The organism is Streptomyces actuosus (assembly GCF_016921115.1).
Classification (GTDB): domain Bacteria; phylum Actinomycetota; class Actinomycetes; order Streptomycetales; family Streptomycetaceae; genus Streptomyces; species Streptomyces actuosus_A.
Map to the genome: position 1 here is coordinate 1 of NZ_JAFFZS010000052.1, position 19,913 is coordinate 19,913.

At 73.0% G+C, this 19,913-nt stretch carries 14 protein-coding genes; 5 read left to right on the plus strand and 9 right to left on the minus strand.

Features of this window, described 5'->3' with window-relative positions; translation table 11 throughout:
* Positions 1 to 276: 276 nt before the first annotated feature.
* Both JS756_RS33545 and JS756_RS33550 read left to right on the plus strand, forming a co-directional pair.
* Complete coding sequence (locus JS756_RS33545; protein WP_205387051.1) at positions 277 to 1,485, plus strand: cytochrome P450; 1,209 nt, start codon at positions 277 to 279, stop codon at positions 1,483 to 1,485.
* A gap of 46 nt (positions 1,486 to 1,531) precedes the next feature.
* Positions 1,532 to 2,746 carry a cytochrome P450 gene (locus tag JS756_RS33550; RefSeq protein WP_205387052.1) on the plus strand — a complete coding sequence of 405 codons (1,215 nt, stop codon included), beginning with the start codon at positions 1,532 to 1,534 and terminating at the stop codon, positions 2,744 to 2,746.
* Positions 2,747 to 2,940: 194 nt separating this feature from the next.
* Here JS756_RS33550 and JS756_RS33555 read toward each other — a convergent pair whose 3' ends face one another.
* Entirely contained in the window at positions 2,941 to 4,506 is a 1,566-nt protein-coding gene (locus JS756_RS33555) for an ArnT family glycosyltransferase (protein ID WP_205387053.1), read from the minus strand.
* Between the two features lie 412 nt (positions 4,507 to 4,918).
* Here JS756_RS33555 and JS756_RS33560 point away from each other — a divergent pair, with 412 nt between their 5' ends.
* Both JS756_RS33560 and JS756_RS33565 read left to right on the plus strand, forming a co-directional pair.
* Positions 4,919 to 5,839: an ABC transporter ATP-binding protein gene (locus JS756_RS33560; protein ID WP_205387054.1), complete on the plus strand. Its 921-nt coding sequence runs from the start codon at positions 4,919 to 4,921 to the stop codon at positions 5,837 to 5,839.
* Positions 5,836 to 7,053, plus strand: coding sequence for an ABC transporter permease (locus JS756_RS33565; protein ID WP_307791363.1), 1,218 nt, complete (start codon positions 5,836 to 5,838; stop codon positions 7,051 to 7,053). Before JS756_RS33560 ends, JS756_RS33565 begins: the two co-directional genes overlap by 4 nt.
* A gap of 75 nt (positions 7,054 to 7,128) precedes the next feature.
* On the opposite strand, the gene JS756_RS37970 is transcribed toward JS756_RS33565, so the two are convergent.
* From JS756_RS37970 to JS756_RS33605, 8 genes are all read right to left on the minus strand, one after another.
* Positions 7,129 to 7,773, minus strand: a complete 645-nt coding sequence (locus JS756_RS37970; protein WP_205387055.1) for a nitroreductase family protein — start codon at positions 7,771 to 7,773, stop codon at positions 7,129 to 7,131.
* Positions 7,770 to 8,672 (minus strand): hypothetical protein, encoded by a 903-nt coding sequence (locus JS756_RS37975; RefSeq protein ID WP_205387056.1) that lies wholly within the window; start codon positions 8,670 to 8,672, stop codon positions 7,770 to 7,772. The genes JS756_RS37970 and JS756_RS37975 overlap by 4 nt, the downstream gene beginning before the upstream one ends.
* 49 nt (positions 8,673 to 8,721) lie before the next feature.
* Complete coding sequence (locus JS756_RS33580) at positions 8,722 to 9,705, minus strand: ScbA/BarX family gamma-butyrolactone biosynthesis protein (RefSeq protein WP_205387057.1); 984 nt, start codon at positions 9,703 to 9,705, stop codon at positions 8,722 to 8,724.
* Positions 9,706 to 9,716: 11 nt separating this feature from the next.
* A complete protein-coding gene (locus tag JS756_RS33585) occupies positions 9,717 to 10,661 on the minus strand; it encodes a nucleoside-diphosphate kinase (protein WP_205387058.1) in 945 nt (314 codons plus the stop codon).
* Entirely contained in the window at positions 10,658 to 11,749 is a 1,092-nt protein-coding gene (locus tag JS756_RS33590; RefSeq protein WP_205387059.1) for an SDR family oxidoreductase, read from the minus strand. The genes JS756_RS33585 and JS756_RS33590 overlap by 4 nt, the downstream gene beginning before the upstream one ends.
* Before the next feature lie 203 nt (positions 11,750 to 11,952).
* Complete coding sequence (locus JS756_RS33595; protein ID WP_205387060.1) at positions 11,953 to 13,605, minus strand: hypothetical protein; 1,653 nt, start codon at positions 13,603 to 13,605, stop codon at positions 11,953 to 11,955.
* Complete coding sequence (locus tag JS756_RS33600) at positions 13,602 to 16,367, minus strand: phosphoenolpyruvate synthase (protein ID WP_275892779.1); 2,766 nt, start codon at positions 16,365 to 16,367, stop codon at positions 13,602 to 13,604. Before JS756_RS33600 ends, JS756_RS33595 begins: the two co-directional genes overlap by 4 nt.
* Positions 16,368 to 16,478: 111 nt before the next feature.
* Positions 16,479 to 16,676: a hypothetical protein gene (locus JS756_RS33605; protein ID WP_205387061.1), complete on the minus strand. Its 198-nt coding sequence runs from the start codon at positions 16,674 to 16,676 to the stop codon at positions 16,479 to 16,481.
* Positions 16,677 to 17,100: 424 nt separating this feature from the next.
* Here JS756_RS33605 and JS756_RS33610 point away from each other — a divergent pair, with 424 nt between their 5' ends.
* Positions 17,101 to 19,887 carry an ATP-binding protein gene (locus JS756_RS33610; RefSeq protein WP_240204768.1) on the plus strand — a complete coding sequence of 929 codons (2,787 nt, stop codon included), beginning with the start codon at positions 17,101 to 17,103 and terminating at the stop codon, positions 19,885 to 19,887.
* Positions 19,888 to 19,913: the final 26 nt, after the last annotated feature.

A 19,913-nucleotide genomic window follows, 5' to 3' on the forward strand; every position in this document is an offset into this window, starting at 1 on the left:
TGGCAGCAGCAGACCAACAGCGACCAACGCCAAGTCGACTGGCACTTCACCACCGACGACGCACGCGTGAAACTGCGCCACCTCTACCCAACATCACAGCAAAAATAAGCCGCAACAATCTACTAGTTGCCCCGGGTGGTCGAGGGCGTGGGCCGGGACCGGCAAATCCCTAGAGTTCTGCGGCGCTTGTGGTCGCGCCTTCGCCGCTCGTGCTGCCCTGGGGTCGCTTTCGCCCCGCCGCCCGTGCGGTCTGCCCTATGAGAGGGGTTTCTTCCGATGACTGCCGTGCCCGCTCCCGCCGGCCCCGAGATCTCCGCGCCGCCCGAAGTGGGCCTGGACGGCGGAGCAACGCTGCTGGCCTGGCTGCGGCGCATGCGTGACGAGCATCCCGTGTGGCGTGATCCGGAGGGCCGCTACCACGTGTTCCGGCACGAGGACGTCCAGCGGATCACAGCCGACCCGGGGACGTTCTCCTCGGACACGGTGAGCCGGTTGTCGAACGGCGAACGCCAGCCGCCCGGAGGTACGTTGCTGTTGCTGGACCCGCCGCGCCACGGCAAGTTGCGGCGGCTGGTGAGCAAGGTGTTCACCGCGAAGATGATCAGCGAGCTGGCTCCGCGGATCACCGAGGTCGCCACGGACCTGCTCGACGGCCTGGACGGCAGCGACCGCTTCGATCTGGTGGAGGCGTTCGCCAATCCGCTGCCGGTCATCGTCATCTCCTCGATGCTCGGCGTGCCGCCCTCGGACCGTCCGCTGTTCCAGGTGTGGGCCGACAACCTGCTGACGGTGGACTGGGAGACGCCGGACGGCGCGGAGGTCCTCGGCAGGACCGTGCAGGAGTTGGACGCCTACCTGCGCGGGCACGTCGCCGAGCGGCGGGCGCGCGAGCACGACGACCTGATGAGCCTGCTCGTGCGGGCGGAGGTCGACGGGGAGCGCCTGAACGACGAGGACGTGGTGAGCTTCGCCGCGCTGCTGCTGCTCGCCGGTCACGTGACCACGGCGGTGCTGCTGGGCAACATGCTTCTGACACTCCATCAGGAAAGGGGTTTGATCGGGCGGCTGCGCGAGGAGCCGGCGGAGACCGCCCCCTTCATCGAGGAGGTGCTGCGCCTGCGGCCGCCGTTCCTGAAGGTGGAGCGGGTGCCGACGTCCCCCGTCGAGATCGCCGGGACGAAGGTGCCGGAGAACGCGATGGTGTACCTCTGGCTGCTGTCCGCCAACCGCGACGAGCGGGTCTTCGCCGATCCGGACCGTTTCCTGCCCGGCCGGTCCAACGCCAAGCAGCTCGCCTTCGGGCACGGCATCCACTACTGCCTGGGTGCCCCGCTGGCCCGGATGGAGGGGCAGATCGCGCTCGATCTGATGCTCGACCGCTACGCCGACATCCGGGTGGACCACGACAGCCCGCTCACTTACTTCGACAACCGTGTCAACGTCTTCGGTCTTCGGCAGTTGCCGCTGACGGTCCGGCGGAACTGAGCGGCGCACCCGGGCGGACAGAACCCCCACCAGACGGAGGATCCACATGGCCTTCGAGCCGAAACCCCCTGTGATACCGACCCGACGCACCTGCCCCTTCGACCCCGACCCGGAGTACCGCAGGCTGCGCGAAGAGGATCCGATCAGTCCCCTGACCTTCGACATCGCGCCGGGGCGGCAGGACGGCTGGCTCGTCACCCGGCACGAACACGTGCGGGCCGTCATGACCGACCCGCGGTTCAGCCATCGCGCCGAACTCCTCGCGCTGGTCGCGTCGCCGCCGTTCGAGGTGGAGAACTACGATCCGCAGCCCTCGCCGCCGGGCTCCTTCGTCCGGATGGACGCGCCGGACCACACCCGCTACCGGCGCCTGCTGACCGGGTTCTTCACGGTCCGCAGGATTCAGGAGTACGAGCCGACGCTCGCCGGGATCATCGACACCGTGCTGGACGAGATGGCCGGGCTGGAGCCTCCGGTGGACCTGCTACCGGCGTTCGTGCAGAAGGTCGTCCACCGTTCGGTGCACTCGGTGATGGGTGTCCCCGAGGAGGACATCGCCGAACTCGACAAGCACTTCTCCGCGATCATGCGGATCGACTACACTCTGGAGGAGTTCATCGAGCACAACACGGCTCTGGACCAGACGCTGGCCCGGATCGTGAAGGAACTGTTCGCCGAGCCCAACGACAAGCTGCTCGGCAAACTGGTGAAGACCGGGGAGCTGACCGAGGAGGAACTGGCGAACATCGCCTGGATCACCATCGGCGGCGCCCTGGACACCACCCCGAACATGCTGGGCCTCGGCACGTTCGCGCTGCTGGAGCACCCCGACCAGCTGGAGCAGGTCCGCCGGCGGCCCGAGTTGATGGAGCGGGCGGTGGAGGAACTGCTCCGCCATCTGACGATCTCCCACATGGGTGCCAGCCGGGTGGCGTTGGAGGACGTGGAGATCGGCGGCCGGACCGTAGAGGCCGGGCAGACCGTGGTGCTGTCGCTGCCGGCCGCCAACCGGGACCCGGAGCAGTTCGAGAACCCGGAGGTCTTCGACGTCACCCGTCCCTCGCGCCGGCACCTGGCGTTCGGTTTCGGTATCCACCAGTGCCTGGGCCAGCACCTGGCGCGGGCGACGCTGCGCCTCGGCTTCCAGAAGCTGTTCGACCGCTTCCCGGACCTGCGGCTGGCGGTCGAGCCCCACGAGATCCCGCTGCGCGACAAGGCGATGCACTACGGCGTGTACGCGCTGCCGGTGACCTGGGGCTGACACACGCCGCGCGGGCCCCGGGCCCCGTGCGCAGCCGGGGGCGGTCCCGCGAGGGGCCGCCCCCGGCGTCTTCGACCGCGCCGAACCCGCTGGCGTCCCGCGCCACACCGGGTGGCGTGCGGTGCTGTGAGTGGGAAGCGGCGCCGGAGGACTCGCGGCGGCGCCCGGTGCGCTGCGTCCGGCACGGGCCGGGGCTATCCCGCTGAGTCGGCGTTCAGGTGGGAGAGGCGCGGCCACAGCGTGCCCCATGGTTCGCGCTCGCCCTCGCAGACCCAGATCGGGGCGCCCCGGTTGAGGTTGGGGACCCCCTCGGCGTTGGTGACCGTGCCGCGCCGGTGCACGCTGGTGAAGAACCGGCGCAGGTAGCGGGCGTCGGCGCCGACGAAGACGACGGGCGCAAAGTCGTCGGCGGGGCGGCGCAGGTACCAGTAGCCGCGGTGGCCGCTGTACGGCCGGGGCAGGCCGAGCGCGGGGCCGTACCGGTCGAGGGCTCCGGCCTGGTCATAGCGGTCGGTGACGATCAGGGCGCGGCGGCGCCGGCCGGGTGGCAGGCCGCGGTAGACGCGGGCCACGGAGGAGGCGAGATCGGGCCAGCCCACACTCTCCATGGCCAGCCGGTCGGCGCCGCGCGCGGTGAGACGGTGCACCGGATACACCGGCAGGACCTGCACGGCGAGTGCCGCGGACAGCAGGTAGGCGAGCCCGACCGCCCACAGGCGCGGGCGGGTGAGGCGCAGGGACTGCAGTGCGGTGGCGCCGGCCGCCCACAGGGCGGGGAAGAGCCCGGCGACGTAGTACGGGCGCCCGTTGACGAGTAAGTAGCAGGCGCACAGTCCGGCGAAGGTCAGTCCGAGGAACCGGTGGGGGCGTGCCCTGCGGGCGAAGAGCAGCCACAGCAGTCCCGCACAGAGCAGTACGGCGCCGGCCAGGCCGGCGGCCGCCAGGACCGTGGGCAGGAACAGGGAGCGCCCGCCCTCGTCGGCGGCCACCTCCCGGGAGATGACGGAAGCCATGGCGAGCTGCGGCCAGCCGTGGCGGGCCTGCCACAGCAGTCCGGGGAGCGCGGTGAGCAGGACGCCGGCGGCCGACACCCACAGCAGGGGGCGGCGCAGCAGGGCGCGCGGGCCGACGAGCAGCACCGCCACCAGCAGCACCGCCCAGAAACCCGGGCTGAGGTACTTGACCTGGAGGGACAGGGCGGCGGTCAGGCCGAGGAGGGGCAGCAGCCGGTCGCTGCGGGTACGGACCCAGCGCACCAGCAGCCAGGTGGTGACGGCGGTGAGGAAGATGTCCAGGGTGGCGGTGATGAGGAGGTGGCCCATCTGCAGCATGACGGGCGAGACGGCGTACGCGCCCGCTGCCGCGGTCTGGGCGGCCCGTCGTCCGCCCAGTTCCCGGGTGATGAGGGCGGTGATCAGCACACCGAGCGCGGTGACGGCTGCGGCCGGTGCGCGCAGGCCCACCAGCGAGCCCGGCGCGACGGTGTCCAGGGCATGGGCGAGCAGGGGCAGCAGCGGCGGCTGGTCGGCATAGCCCCAGGCGGGGTGGCGGCCCGCGGCGAGGAAGTACAGCTCGTCGCTGAAGTATCCGAAGCGGCCCGCGGTGAGGAGCAGCAGTACGCCGGTCGCGCAGGCGACGACGGTCACCGGCAGCAGTGCCGGCGGGGGCGGGACGTGCGGAGCCGGGAGCCGGGCGGCAGTTCCCGGCCGGCCGGGTCCGCCGTCGTGGGGAACGGCCCGGTCCCGGGCTGTGGGAGGCATCGTGGCGTCCTCGATCCTGTCGTTGGTCCGGTCGTCCGCGCACCGCGGGCGTCGCGGTCGCGAACGGGACGAACGTACGGACCGCGACCGGCGTGGGGGTGGCCCGTTCCCGTTTCCAGGGACCGGAGTAGGGGCGATTCCCTAGTGTTCGGCGGCTGCGATGGCCCCCTGCCGCGCCCTGTGCTGGGCTGGGATCCCGCACCGCACTGCCCGAGAGCGGCACCTGCTGCCGTCCCCGTCCGGCAGCTGCGCGCCACCGGAGGGCGGGCACGGGGGCCGGAACCGGATTCTCCCGGACCGGCCCCTCCAGCCCCCCGAACCGATCACGGAGAGTCGACAGTCGAGTGATGGACCATCAGTTCATGTGCGGCGGGGCCGGCACACGGCTTCGCCGGCCCAGGCAGGACGTGTCATGACGGCGCCGGCGATCGTCGCGGACGGCGTACGCAAACGGTACGGGGACATCCAGGCCGTCGACGGGGTCTGCCTGCGCATCGAGACGGGCGAGTTCTACGGCATCCTCGGCCCCAACGGGGCGGGCAAGACGACGACGCTGGAGATCCTGGAAGGCGTCCGGGAGCCCGACGAGGGCCGGATCGAACTCTTCGGGGCGAGCCCCTGGCCGCGCAAGCCGGAGCTGCTGACCCGGATCGGGGTGCAGTTCCAGGCGTCGTCGTTCTTCGACAAGCTGACCACACGGGAGACGATCCGCCTGTTCGCGTCGTTCTACCGGGTCGACGCTCGGCGGGCCGACGCGATGCTGGAGCGGGTCGGGCTGACCGAGTACGGCAAGGTTCCTGCGGACAAGCTCTCGGGCGGGCAGGCGCAGCGCCTGTCCATCGCCTGCGGTCTGGTGCACGACCCGGAGATCGTCTTCCTGGACGAGCCGACCGCCGGCCTGGACCCGCAGGCCCGCCGCAATCTGTGGGACCTCCTGCGGGACGTCAACGAGGAAGGCCGCACGGTGGTCCTCACCACGCACTACCTGGACGAGGCGGAGATCCTCTGCGACCGGGTGTCGGTGATGGAGCACGGCAAGGTGCTCAGGACCGGCGCCCCCGCGGCGCTCGTCCGTGAACTCGACGACGTGGTGCGGGTGAGCGTGGAGTCCGGGCTGCTCACGCCGGACGCGCTGCGGAAACTGCTGAAGTCGGCTGGAGTGAGTGACGCCACGGTGGAGGAGGACGGGGTGTCGCTGACGGTCGCGACCGGCAGGCCGGGGCCGGTCCTGTCCGTCCTGGCCGACCAGGGCGCCCTACGGGGCCTGGAGGTACGCGGGGCCACCCTGGAGGACGTGTTCCTCCAGCTGACCGGACGGGAGTACCGCGCGTGAGCATCGAGGAGACCGGCCAGCGGACGCCGCGGACGCCGGACGCCGAGGACGGCGACCGGAACTCGGAGGGCGCCGCCCGGCGGTCGGACGCCGGACGTGAGAGCGCCCGCGGCGCGAAGGGCGACCGCGGCGGCTCCGAGAAGGAACGGCTCAGTCCGGTGCGGGAACTGTCCCGGGCGATGATCCTGAGTGTGCTGCGGGACAAGGGCACGATCTTCTTCCTGCTCGTCTTCCCGATCCTGTTCCTGCTGTTGTTCGGCACGCTGTTCAAGAGCGACGGGACCGCGCACATCAAGGTGGCCCAGGTCGGGCCGGTGCAGGTGCTGGACTCGCTCACCCCCGACCAGCGCGGCCAGCTCGCCAGGGCCGCCACCGTCACGAGGGTGAGCAGCGAGAAGACGGCGCTGGAGAAGGTGCGCAAGGGCGACTTCGACGCGCTGGTCGAGCAGGACGGCGGGACCGTGGTGCTGCGCTACAGCGCCGCCGACTCCGTCAAGGGGGCCTCCGCCCGTGCCACGCTGAACGCAGTGCTGGAGCAGGCGAATCTGGCCGCCACCGGCACGCCGCCCACGTACACGCTGAAGGCGAGCCAGGTCGAGGACGAGTCGGTCGAGCCGATCCAGTACCTGACGCCGGGTCTGATGGGCTGGGCCATCGCGTCCAGCGCGGTGTTCAGCACCGCACTGACGCTGGTGACGCTGCGCCGCAAGAAGATCCTCCAGCGGATGCGGCTGTCGCCGATCCGGGCCTGGGAAGTGGTCGCCGCCCGCATCTCCATGACCCTGCTGATGGCGCTGACACAGACGGCGCTGTTCCTGCTCGTGGCGACGCTGCCCTACTTCGGGCTGCAACTGACGGGCAGCTGGTGGCTGGTGATCCCGCTGGTGGTCTGCGGCACACTGGCATTGATGTCGCTGGGTCTGCTCATCGGCTCGCTCACCCGGACCGAGGAGTCCGCCGGCGGTCTGGCGCAGTTGCTGGTGCTGCCGATGGCGTTCCTGTCCGGCTCCTTCTTCTCGCTGGACAGCGCCCCCGGCTGGGTCCAGGCCGTCTCGTACATGATGCCGCTGCGCTATCTCGTCACGGGCAGCGAGGCGGTGCTCAGCAGGGGTGGCGGGCTGGCCGAGGCACTGCCGACGATGGGCGGGATGCTCGCCTTCACGGCGGTGGTGACCGCGCTGACGCTGCGGTTCTTCCGCTGGAACGACGTGTGAGGTGACCTGTGTCGCCCACAGGTGCGCGGGGCCCCTCGTCGTCCGTCGGCGAGGGGCCCGTGGTCTGCCGGCCCGTCAGGTGGGCTGCCAGCCGTTCACGTGCAGGACCTGCTCCAGCGGCAGCCTGGGCCCCCGCCGGAAGGTGTGCCGCAGCGGGTGCGCCGTCGGCAGCAGCGCGCCCTGGCGGACGGTGGACGGCAGGCCCAGCAGGTCGGCGACCTCCCGCTCGCGGTCCAGATGGACCGCCGTCCACGCGGTGACCAGGCCGCGGCTGCGGGCGGCCAGCGCATAGTTCCAGGCGGCGGGCAGCAGCGAAGCCCACAACCCTGCCTGGTTGCCCTCCGGAAGCCGGCCGTCGGGCACCTCCAGGCACGGGATCACCAGGACGGGCACGCGGTGCAGCCGGTCGGCCAGCAGCCGGGCGGCCGACATCACGGAGCGTGTCCCTTCGGGAAGTTCGGCGAGGCGCTCCAGAGTTCCGGCGTTGCGGTCGTGGAACGCAGCCCGGTACACCGCGGCGACGTCCGCGCGGACCGACGGGTCGGTGAGCAGGATCCAGCGCCAGTTCTGCCGGTTGTTGCCGTTGGGGGCCTGCAGGGCGACGCGCAGGCAGTCCTTGACGACCTCCGGGTCCACGGCCCGGTCCAGGTCGAGGCCGCGCCGCACACAGCGCGTGGTGGTCAGCAGTTCCTCGTGGGTGAGGGGCAGGGGGCCGGTCACGGCAGGAGCACCGCCCGCAGGATCAGGGCGAGGAAGGTGGCGACGACGAAGCCCATCGCGGCCGGCACCGGCCACGCGCCGCGGCCGGCGGCCAGGAACCGCCGGCTGCCCCAGAGGGGCAGGACGGCCGCCGCGCAGGGCAGCAGCGCGAGCGGCCCCTGCGGCGCGAGCAGCAGCACCTCGCAGCCGACGGCCACGGCGGCGCAGCCCGCCACGGCCGCGGCACTGCGGCGCGGGCCGAGTTCCGCCGAGTACAGGCGGGCGCCGGACGCCGCCTCCCAACGCGTCTTGCGGGCGAACTCGAAGTGCAGGTACACACCGGCGCACAGGGCGAGCAGCACCGGCCCGCGCCAGTCGGCGGGGACCGTCCCGGCGGCGACGAGCGAGCCGTAGACATAGCATCCGAGGAGCACCTGCACCGGGTAGGTGACCGCCAGGTTGAGCAGTTGCCGGTCGCGTACGGTCGGCGACAGGCGTTCCAGCGCGGCGAGGAACAGACCGTAGCCGAGGGCCGCGAGGATCAGCAGGGCGGCCGTGGCCGACAGGGCCGCGTTCAGGCCCGTCACCACCGCGGTGATCACCGCCATGGCGCCCCGCAGTTCGGCCGCGCTGACGGCGCCGGTGACGAGCGGCCGGTCCGGGTGGTGCTCCCGGTCGTAGGCGAGATCCTTCTGCTCGTCCAGCATCCGCAGGAACAGCAGCGCCAGGACGACGCTGACGACCCGCAGCCAGGTCGCACCGGACAGCCGCCAGGCCGTGCCGGTCGCCGCCACCGCCGAGCTCTCCAGGGCAAGGACCCACAGCAGTCCGTAGGTGACGTAGACGTGCGGCCGGAACATGCGCAGCACGAAGCGGCCGAGTCTGGCAGGTACGTGTCGGGCGGCGACGACGGTGGTCACTGCTGATCCTTCCTCCGTTCGGGGCTGGGACGGACGGCCGGGGTGCGGCTCATCCGGCGCCGCGAGCTGCCGGGGCGGCGAGGGCGCCGGACAGTCCGGCCGTGTCCGGGTCGACCAGCCGGACACGGGCCTCGGCGGCCGGGGCGCCGCGCTGGTGCAGGCCGCACTCGATGTCGGTACCGGGCAGGACCGGGGCGGTCCGGCACTCCAGCGGCAGGTCCATCTCGGCGAAGCAGCGGAACCGCGCGGCCAGGCCGACCACCAGCGCCGTGGGTGTTCGGAGGGTGCCGGCGTCGACGGCCGCGGTCAGCGCGAGTTGACGGAACGCCTCCAGTTCCAGCATGCCGGGCACGTGGTCCACCCAGTGGTCGTACAGGGTGGGATGGTCGGTGTCGGCGATCAGGCGCGCCGTGCGGGTGCCGTCCTGTGCGGTGCGCGGCGGGGAGATCACCGCGTTGGCGGGGTCGTGGCGGCCGACCAGGTCCGGTTCGACGCGTAGTCCGGGCAGGGCGACCGGAGCCTCGGGCAGGCCGAACGCGCCGCGCTGCCCGGCCCGCAGGCGGGCCCAGGCGTGCGGGGGCATCCAGGAGTAGTCGATGCGGGCGATCAGGGCCTCGCGCGCGCCGACGGTCATGCCGAAGCCGAGCCGCAGGCCGGTCATGCCGTCCCGACCGTGGAACCGTTGCTCGATGCGGGTGGCGATGACCGCCTCGGTGGAAGGGTCGCCGCCGACGACGGCCGCCGGGTCCGGCACCTCGAACTCGACCGCGCGCAGCAGGAACTTGTGGCCGATGGGGACGCCGAGGTAGCGGTGCGCCACCACGAAGATGCCCTGCCGGCACGCCTCCAGCAGCAGCATCGGGTCACGGCGGGAGCGGTCGCCGAGGGTGTCGTGGTAGAAGGCGTGGCGCCGGGGCAGCTGGGCGGCGAGCAGAATCTCGTCCTCGCCACGGCGTTCGGCGTCGGTCAGGAACACCTCGGCGACCGCGGCGCGGTGCACGAGTTCCCTCGGGAGGGTACGGGTGAACTGCACGGTGCCGCTCCTCAGCTGTGCCGGGCGCGCAGGGCGTCCAGGTGTCGGCGCCAGGTGTCGGTGTCGGCCCCGTCCAGCACCGGGGCGCGGCCGGGCACCCGCATGGGGAGCACCTTCGACCCGACGATGACGGCGTCCCACGGGTCGAGGTCGACGCCCCGCTCCCACGCGGTCTCCAGCAGTGTGCGCGGCAGGGCGTCGGTGTGGGAGCCCAGGTGCCGGGACACGGTGTCCCGCAGCCGCTCCACGGCGGGGTCGAAGTCGAGCTCGCGTGGCTTGGTCGCGGCGTACAGCCGACCGGTCAGCTCCAGGGCGTGCGCGGTGCGGTCCTCGCCGGCGAGGGCGGAGCGGAAGAGGCTCTCGCGTGTGGTGTCGTCGAAGTGGACGGCCAGTTCCCGCAGGACGTCGGCGGGTTCGTCGGGGGTGTGCACCAGGTTCAGCAGATAGCTGTGACGGCCGAGGAGGTGGCGCAGTTGGCCGGGCTGCCGGGCGTCGGGATCGGTGGGCCCCTTGAGCCGGGTCAGTTCGACGGAGGCGGGGACGTCCGGCACGGCTTCGGGACGGACGAGCAGCACGAGGGCGTCGGCGTCCTCCAGGAACAGCGCGGCGAGCCGCCTCCGGTAGGGGGTGGCGAGGTTCCACTGGAAGTACCACAGGGAGCGGATCATGGTGCGGGTCAGGCGGGTCACGGCGGCGCCGACGATGCGGATACGGTGCTCGGCCAGCCAGTCGACGGCGGTGTCCAGACGGCGCGCCACGACGGCGTCCGGCTTCAGCAGCAGCGCGGCGTGCCGGTGGGCGAAGCCGGTGACGTCGTCGGTCAGGGCGGCGAGTTGGCCGTGGCTCTCCTGGAAGTACGTGTCGGCCCCGTACAGCTCCTGCTTGGCGGGGTGGCAGGTGAGCAGCGGGGAGACGGATATGCCGTGCGCGGGTTCGGTCGGGTGGGCGGGGTTCATCGGTGGGTGCTCCCGTCGGGTCGGGCGGCTGTCTGCTCCGGGCCCAGGGCGGGGCCGAGGTAGCCGGTGGCGAGGCAGTCGTCGAGGAGGCGGCGCAGGTACGGCCGTGCCCCGGTGGCGGCCGGCCGGCCGACGAAGGCCGCGGCCTGGGTGTCGTCGAAGTGGACGCGCCGCCGGAAGTAGGTTGCGTACAGGGCGATGACACGGTCGTGATAGGGGCGTTCGCGGTCGGGCAGCGCCGAGGCGGAGAACGCGGACGGGGGAACGAAGCGCGGCACCCGGAAGGACGGGTACTCGGCGAGGACCTCGGAGAAGTCCCGCAGGGTCAGCTCGTGGCCCACGGCGTGCAGGGTGCGGCCCTCGGCGTCCTCGAACCGTGTGGCGGCCTCGGTGACCATGTCGGCGACGCGGTCGACCGGGACGAGGTCGAGGAGGGCATCGTAGTGACCGGGTACGGTGCGCACCAGGCCTCGGGTGAGGACCCGGAGTACGGGGTAGACGGTCTTGCGGTCGCGGGCGCGGCCGGTGCGGGAGGCACCGGTGACGATGCTGGGGCGCACGACGGCGACGGGCAGGCCGTCGGCCGCTGTTTTGCGGACCGTGGTCTCGGCCGTCAGCTTGCTCCTCTCGTATCCGTTGCCGGGGTGCTGGCCGACGTCGAGTTCGTCCTCGCGGGCGGTGCCGTCTCGTTCCCCGCACACATAGGCTGTGCTGACGTGCACCAGCGGGGTGCGGTGGGCGAGGGCGATGTCGAGGACGTTGCGGGTTCCGGCGACGTTGATGCGCTCGTACCGCGCGTAGGACAGCCCGAAGTCGGTGACGGCGGCGCAGTGCACGATGCGGTCGGCGCCCGCGACGATCCGGCGGGCTTCGTCGGTCAGCCCGAGGCCGGGGCGGGTGACGTCCCCGCTGACCGCGGTCAGGGTGCCGGGGCCGGGGGTGAGCTTCCTGCCGTTGTTGCGGACGAGGTCACCGGTGCGGTGGAGCAGCGTCAGCACGGTGTGGCCGGCGGCGGTGAGCCGCGCGGTCACCTCCGCGCCCACGAAGCCGCTGGCGCCGGTCACCAGGACGGTCATCGGATCGGGCATCGAGGTTCCTCCAGGAGGGTGGTCGGGGGGTGGCACGGCGTCCGGGGTGCCCTCGCCGGTGGCCCGGGTACGGTCGCCCGCACGGCGCCGTCACGTGGCCCGGGAGCCAGGCTCCTGCGGAGTGCGGCCCCGTTCGGAAGGCGGACCCGGTGGAGGGTCGCCTCTGCGGAGGGCGGGCCACCGAAGGGTGCGGCGCCTCCTTGTCACCGGGCCTGGTGCGGCTGGGTGCCGTGGCCGGCCAGCAGGTCGCGGGCTTCCTCGATGGGCAGTTCCGCGTCGAGGTGGGCGCCGATGCGCAGCCAGTCGTAGCCGAGTTCGAGGGTGGCGCGCCAGGTGTCCGCTGATTCGAAGGACAGGGGGAAGGAGTCGGCGCCCACGGCGCCGCGCACCCGGCCGATGAAGGTGCGCAGTTCGGTGAGGAGGGCGTCTCCCCGTTCCGGCGTGTCCACGGTGCGCCACAGCAGGTCACCGGCGTGCTCCCCGATCGGCGCGGTGCCGGACGGCAGCAGGTCGAGGCACCGCACGAGGTCGGTGTCGGTGGGCAGCGGGTTGACCCCGTGGGCGCTGAACAGCCCGCGCAGGGCCGCGTGCACGGCGCGGCGGGCGGCGATCTCGGCGACCCGCCACTGACCGCGCTGCAGTGCCCCGGTCAGGTCCTCGACGGCGTTCTCGACGACCACGTTGGACCACACCAGGGACATCGCGGCGGCGGCGAACCGGTCGGCCGGCAGCGGCATCAGGTCTACGGCGCGGGGCCCGCCCACGGCCGCGCCGCGCACCGACAGCAGTGGCCGCGCGGTGGAGGGCGGCGGGGTGACCGGGCCGGACGGCGCGGCGAGCGGCAGCGACGGGGTGATCGTTCCACCGCCCTTCCAGGCGAGGCGGATCAGCCCGTAGCGCAGGAACTCGGCCAGCAGCGGGCCGGGGGCCCTGACGCCGGTGCAGGCGGTCGTCGCGAGCACGCGGGGCAGCGGGCGGCCCAGGACCAGGGAGCGCCAGACGGCCCCTGCCTCGTCGCCCAGGGCGAACACGTCGCGCCGGCCACGCAGGACGTGGACGCGGTCGCCGGTCTGCCAGGTGGTGATCCCGGCGACGCGCTCGACGGTGACCCGCTCGGGCTGCCGGGGGACGCCGGTGAGACCGAGGTCCTCGGCGAAGGCGAGGCAGTCGGCCAGGTACGCGTGGACGGCGTCGGTGTCGCCGGGTGCGGGGGTGGCTGCCTCCAGCCTCCAGTAGCGATCACGCACGTCGCTCCGACCGGCACGGTCCAGCTGCATGGACAGCCATTTGGGCTCCAGGTAGGTCTCGCCGACGCCGGCCGCCCAGGACTTGACGGTCTGTACGAGTCCCGCCCGGGTCCAGTCGGCCGCCTCGTCGCTCTCGCCGAGACACAGCATCGCCATCGCGTGCCGCAGGGACTGGCGGGCCCGGTGTGCCCACCAGTCTGCGGTGATACGGCGGAACCGCTCGACCGGCAGCACCGCCTTGACCTCCTCGATCAGGGCGTGGCCGCGCAGCGGATGGCTGTGCAGCAGCCGCTGGCAGCGGTTGAGGAGGTCCTCGAAGAGGCGGCCGGGTTGCTTGGCCCCCTTCTCCACCGCGCGGAACTGGTCGATGAGTTGCCGCACGGACCGGGTACGGATCTCGACCCGTCGGCCGTCCACGAACAGCAGTGACGGCATGGTCGGCAGGTCGTCCTCGGAGCGGCCGACGAGCAGGAAGTCGATGTCGGAGGAGGGGTTGCCGAACCCCTCCGCGATGGACCCCTCGAGGGTCACGGCCCACTCGGTGCCGCGGGGCAGCTCGGCGAGCGACTTGTCCAGCAGGTCCTGCAGCTGGTCCTCGGTGAGGATCACGGGTGTGTCTCCGTTCGGGAGGTGTCCTCGGCGGCGGTCGGGCCGTCGACGGGCGGGTCGGCGAGTACGGTGACCGTGCCGGCGGCGCCGTCGACGCGCAGTCGGCTGCCGGTGCGGATCTCGGTGGTCGCGCCCTCGACCTGGACGACGGTCGGGATGCCCAGTTCCCGGGCCACCACGGCGACATGGGTGAGTGGGCTGCCGCGTTCGATGACGAGGGCGGCGGCCGAGGGCAGCGCGGCAACCCAGCCGGGGTCGGTGCGGTAGGTGAGAAGGATCCCGCCGCCCGTGTCGCGCGGTGTGTCGGTGACCACGGCAAGCCCCTCCGCGACGCCGGGGCAGCAGGGGATGCCGCGCAGCTCACGGGCGCCGCTGCGGGCGGCCGGGCCGCTCGTCCAGCCGGCCCGCTCCAGGTTGCCCGACCAGTACGGTGCGCCGCGGGTGGTGAAGCGGGACGGGGCGTGCAGCGCGGCGTCGGCGGCGAGTTGCCTGCGGCGCACCGCGACCAGGTCCCGCAGCTCGGTGTGGACGATCATGCCCTCGTAGGCGCCCTTGATCTCGTCCAGCCGCAGCAGGAACACGTCGTCCCACGCGTCGAGGGCCCCGGCGCGCTCCAGGTCGCGGCCCAGCGCGCGCAGCATGCGCTTGGCCGCTCCGAAGGCGCGGGTGCGGCAGAACCTGAGGCGTTCGCGGTCGGTGAGGGCCGCCCGGGCCTTGGCCCGGACCCGTTCGTACACCAGCCGGCGAGGGCCGCGCAGGTGCTCGTCGAGGTAGGCGTCGGCCTCGCCGCCGCGTTCCTGGGGGGTCGTCTCGTCGGTCTCCGGCAGCGCGTCCCGCAGCAGCGTGAACAGCCCGGCCGGGTCGTCGTGCAGGTCGGGGACCTCCAGTTTGAGTTCGTCGGGGCTGCGGTAGCCGTAGTCGGCGATGTAGGCGTCCACGGCAGCCAGGAAGCCGGTCCGGCCGGCGTCGCTGAGCGCCTGGTACGCCTCGCCGTCCGGAGTGCGCTCCAGCAGGTCCAGCACGTCGGAGTCGGCGCGTGCCCGGGCGGCCAACTCCCGCAGCGCCCAGACCGGTTCGGTGGACTCGACAGCGCCGCCCGGGGCGGCCGCGGCCCAGGTGAACCACTCGGGGGCCTGGGGCAGCCAGCGGCGGGTGAGCAGGGCCAGCAGGCCCACGGAGAGCAGGATCGTCGCGTCCAGGACCTGCATCGGGCCCCATTTCTCGATGAGTTCCCGCTGCAGCCGCCGGAGGCGGCGGTAGGTGTCGTCGCCGGGCAGCGCGTCGTAGTCGACATGGTTGAAGACGGCATACGCCCGGTAGAAATCGCGGTGGAAGGTCTCCACGGATTTCCGGACGGTGAGGAATCGCCTGGTGAAGATCACCGTGCGGGTCAGCCGAGAGAGGCGGCCGCGCAGCCCGGGCCGGGGTGTGAATGGGTGGAGTGTGTCGGCCAGTTCGTCGGAAATGCTCTCCGCGACGCCGAGGGATTTCTCCAGCACGCGCCGGTTGAGCCGGTAGAGCGGGGCCATACGCACCATGCGGTACCAGTGGAACAGGTTGTAGTAGACGCGCCCGTGGATGTGGCCGAGCAGGTGCGGGGTCCACTCCCGCACCTCGCGCAGTTGCTCACCGCGGACTCCGAGGGCGCGGGCGTAGCTCTCGTACACCTTGGCGTAGGTGTCGGCGGCGAAGGTGTAGGTGAGCGGGGAGACCACGCCGCTGAAGCTCTCGATGATGTTGGAGTTGTCCCAGATCCGCAGTTCCCCGTCGGGCTCGGGCGCGGGTCCGGCGGCCGGGGCCGGTGTGGTGACGGGGCGGCTCTGCAGGATCCACAGGTTGCCCTCGGCGATGGCCCACTCGATGTCCTGGGGTGCGCCGTAGCGGTCGGATATGCGGATCCCGGCCTCGTGCAGCCGGGCCAGGTCGGCACCGGTCAGGGACAGGGTGGTGCGGTCCGTGTCGGCGACCGGCGAGACATGGCAGCCGGGTCCGGATCCGGCGTCGTAGCGCTCCTGCTTGTCCCCGACGATCGTGGTCAGCGGTTCACCGGTGGCCGCGTCCAGGACGACGGTGTCCGCGTCGACCGCGCCCGAGACGAGCCCTTCCCCCAGCCCGAACACCGCGCTGACCACGTGGCGGTCGGTGCGGCCGGTCGTCGGGTCGGCGGTGAACAGCACTCCGCTGCGCTCGGCGGCGACCATGCGCTGCAGGACGACGGCGAGGCCGCCGGTGTCGGGCGGAAGCCCGCGCTGCGCGCGGTAGCGCAGGGAACGCGCGGAGAAGGCCGAGGCCCAGCAGCGGCGGACCCGGGCGGTGACCTCGTCCTGACCGCGGACGTTGAGGAAGCTGTCGAACTGGCCGGCGAAGGAGTGCCGTTCGCCGTCCTCCTCGGCGCCGGAGGAGCGCACGGCCACCGTGCCGCCGCCGGCCTCCCGGTAGGCGAGGGCGATGGCGTCGGCGACGTGGTCGCCGAGCGGCGCGGTCTCGATCAGGCGGGCGGCCTCCTCGGCGACCTCCTCGGCGTTCGCGTCCCTGCCGTCGGCGAGAAGGCGCGCCAGGTCCTCGTCCAGTCCGCTGTCGCGGCAGAATTCCGCGAAAACGTCCAGGCCGAGGATCGACCACGTCGGCACGTCGAATCCGGATGCCGTGAGCGTGTGGAGGTTTCTTCCTTTTCCGCCTGCCTGTCGGGCGACCAGGGATGGGTCACTGGACGGCGTGAGGATGTGCGGGGACCGGTGCGTGGATCCCGTGGTGAGCGACAACTCGCTGTCCTTCCGAAGATGTTACTCAACCTCGCCCGAATGTTTCACAGCACGGCCGGCCCATGCATTCCACCGGCTCGCGATGGTGATGTTTCGGTCGTCGTAGCATTTTCAAATTCCGGCCTCCTCCGAGCCTTTGAGGACGGTCGGCAGGGACTGACAGCCACGTAGGACGATCCGGTCGCGGCGGATCGGCACGGTGTCCGGAGCGGGCGCGAGGCCGGGAAAGCGGGCCGGCAACCGACCGAAAGCAATGGTCGCCTCCAGCCGGGCCAGGAAGGCGCCGAAGGGGAGGGACTGCGCATCCACGGGGCCTCCTGGGGGCAGGCGGTCTGGGCGGGAGGAGCGGGTGGGGTGGGCGGCCGGGCCCGGAGGGGGCAGCCGCCCCGTGGTGTCCGGACGAAGTGCATCGCAGGCGGGCGGATCGAGGCGGGTCGCCCCGGGCAGCTCGCGGGTCGCCGGTGCGGTCCGCGGATCCGTTGGCGGAGCCGTCCGCTCCGCGGATGCGGCCGCGCCGTACGCAGTGTGGACCACGCCGCCCGCCGGGCACATCCGTCGACCGACTGCACCCCGCGAGCTGTGGTCGGTTCGGTCACTGCCGGCCGCCCCTCGTGCCCGGTGCGACGTTCGAGGGGATTCCTTAGAGCCCGCGCGCGATGTACGGGGCCGCGACGGGTGCGGGCTTAGCGTCCTTCGCTGTCGGACACCGCGCAGCGAGACCAGGGAGGTGCTCTTGACCACTCCGACGCTGTCGGGCGGCGCCCTTGTGGGCCGGGCCTCCGAGGCCGCCCGGATACGCCGGTTCGTCACAGACCCCGGTGAGGAAGGCCACGTGCTGGTCGTCACCGGCGGTCCCGGCATCGGCAAGAGCGCCCTGGTCGACAGCGAGGTCGGCGGACTGCGCGAGGCCGGGGTACGGGTGCTGCGGGCCGAGGGCAGCGAGACGGAGTCCGAAATGGCGTTCGCCGGCCTCCACCAGGTGCTGCGGCCGGTGCTGCTCCAGGCACCGGTCCTGCCGCAGCGGCAGTGCGACGCGCTGCTGGGCGCCTTCGGCATGGCGGCCGGTCAGGCCGAGCCGGACCAGCTGATCCTGCGCGTGGCCGTGCTGGGCCTGCTCGCGCACGTGGCCCGGTCCCGGCCGGTGCTGATCGTCGTGGAGGACGCCCACTGGGTGGACCGGGACTCCCTGGACGTACTGGCCTTCGTCGCGCGGCGGCTGGAGGGCGAGCGGATCGGCCTGCTGGGACTGGTCCGGACCGGCGCGGCACTGCCCTCGTTCGTGCGGTGCTGCCCGGTGCTGGACGTGGGTCCCCTGGACGCGGACGCCGCAGGCCGGCTCCTGGACGCGCAGCCGCTCCGCCGCGCAGGCCCGCTGCGGGCGCGTGTCCTGGACGAGGCACAGGGCAATCCGCTCGCCCTGATCGAGTTCGCCCGGTCGGAGCCCGGGCAAGCGCCGTGGCCGGTGGAGCCCCTGCCCCTGGCCGACCGTCTGATGCAGCGCTACGCCACCCGGCTGGCCACCCTGCCCGAAGCCACCCGGCAGGCCCTGCTGCTGGCGGCGACGGACACCGCTGCCGTGGCCGGCGTGACCCCGGACGTATGGCGGCCGGCCGAAGAGGCGGGCCTGATCGACGCCCGTCACACCGCCGTACGGTTCTGCCACCCGTTGATCCGGTCCGCCGTCTACCACGCGGCGCCCCCCACCCTGCGCCGGGCGGCGCACCGGCGGTGCGCCACCGTGCTGCGCGGCGTCCCTGACCGGCGGGCCTGGCATCTCGCGGCCGCAGGCACCGGACCGGACGAGGCGGTGGCCCGTGAGATGGAGCGTACGGCACGGCAGACGGGACGGCGTGGCGGTCTCGTCTCGGCGGCACTGGCGCTGCAACGGGCCGCCGACCTCACCCCCGACCGGCACGAGCGCGCCCGCCGACTCACCCTGGCCGCCCGACTGGCCGCGCCGACCGAGCAGACGGCCTGGGTGGAGGATCTGACCGAGCGGGTCCGGACGCTCTCCGACGACCCGGTGCTGCTGGCCCGGGCCGCCCTCCACCGCGGCCAGGCGCTCGCCCTCACCCCGCGGCGCGCCGCAGCCTACCCGCTGCTGATCCGCACCGCGCGGGACCTGGCCTCCCACGACCCCGGCAACGCCCTTCAGGCGCTCGCCACCGCTGCCCTGATCTGCTACTACAGCGGGGACACCGAGCAGCGGAACGAACTGCGCCACGACTTCCTCCGGCTCGCCGCGGTCATCGGCCCGCGGCCCGAGCCCGACCTCGCCTCCCTGTGGATCCGTACCGCCACCGACCCCTCCGCGGACCGTGCCGGGCTGCTCGCCGGTGTGCGCCGGCTGGCGTCCGCCGGTACAGCCGGACCGCAACTGCTGGCGGCGACGGCGACCCTGGCCTGGCTGCTCGACGAGAACGCGCTCGCCCTCGAACTGTTCGACTCCATGGGCGGACCCCCGGGGGCTCCGTCGCCCTTGCCCGACGGGCTGCGCTGCGTCGAGGGGTGGGCTTGCCTGGAGTACGGCCTGTGGACGCGGAGCCGGGGCGTCGCGGCTGCCTCGGCACGGGCGGCGGCGCAGAGCGATCCGCCCTACACGGCGGCGGCTCCGCCCGCCCTCGACGCCGCCGTGCTGGCGCTGCGGGGCGAGACGGGGCCGGCGCGCGCCGCCGCCCTGCGGGCGCTGGACCTCGTCGCCGCACGGCAGAACCGGTTCGTGACGGTGCGGGCGCGCTGGGCGCTGGGGACGGCCGCGTGGGCGGACGGCGACCACGAGACCGCCTATGACCAATTCCGGGCGATGTTCACGGCCGACGGCGACGAGGTCCATTACCACGTCTCCCGCTACGGCCTGGCCGACCTCGCCGCGGCCGCCGTCCGCATCGGACGGCACGAGAGCGCCCGCAGGATCGTGGACCGGATCGCCGGGCGCGCGACGGGCTCCTCGCCGCGGCAGCGGGCGCAGCTCGCCCGCGCCCGGGCGCTGCTGTCGGGCGGCGAGGAGGCGGAGCACCACTTCCGAGCCGCGCTCGACGAACCGTCGTCGCAGGAGCGGCCGTTCAGCCACGCCCAGACTCAACTCGAGTACGGCGAATGGCTGCGCCGGCGGCTGCGCTCGGGGCGGGCCCGGCCGCTGCTGGCCGCCGCGCTGGAGACGTTCGTACGGCTGGGCGCCGAGCCCTGGGCCACCCGCGCACGGGCGGAGCTGCGGGCCGCCGGAATCCGCCAGAGCGGCAGCGCCCGGGACAGGCTCCCCGCGCTCACCCCGCAGCAGAGGCAGATCGTGCGCCTCGCCGCCCGCGGGCTGACCAACCGGGAGATCGGGGAGCGGCTGCAGCTCTCCCCGCGCACCGTCGGATCCCATCTGTACCGGAGCTTCCCGAAGCTGGGGGTCACCGCCCGCTCCCAGCTCCGGGACATCGTCGACGGCCGCGCAACGGCCCCGGGACCGTTCGCCCTCGTCGAGGCGGGCACCGGAAGCGACAGCGGCGACGGCCCTCAGGAGCACCCGGCCTGACCTCCGCGACCGGACGGCTCGGGCGT

Coding starts and splice junctions, on each gene's coding strand:
- JS756_RS33555 (WP_205387053.1), bottom strand. CDS start 4,506: ATGCCTCCCACAGCCCGGGACCGGGCCGTTCCCCACGACGGCGGACCC.
- JS756_RS33550 (WP_205387052.1), top strand. CDS start 1,532: ATGGCCTTCGAGCCGAAACCCCCTGTGATACCGACCCGACGCACCTGC.
- JS756_RS33545 (WP_205387051.1), top strand. CDS start 277: ATGACTGCCGTGCCCGCTCCCGCCGGCCCCGAGATCTCCGCGCCGCCC.
- JS756_RS33560 (WP_205387054.1), top strand. CDS start 4,919: ATGACGGCGCCGGCGATCGTCGCGGACGGCGTACGCAAACGGTACGGG.
- JS756_RS33590 (WP_205387059.1), bottom strand. CDS start 11,749: ATGCCCGATCCGATGACCGTCCTGGTGACCGGCGCCAGCGGCTTCGTG.
- JS756_RS33585 (WP_205387058.1), bottom strand. CDS start 10,661: ATGAACCCCGCCCACCCGACCGAACCCGCGCACGGCATATCCGTCTCC.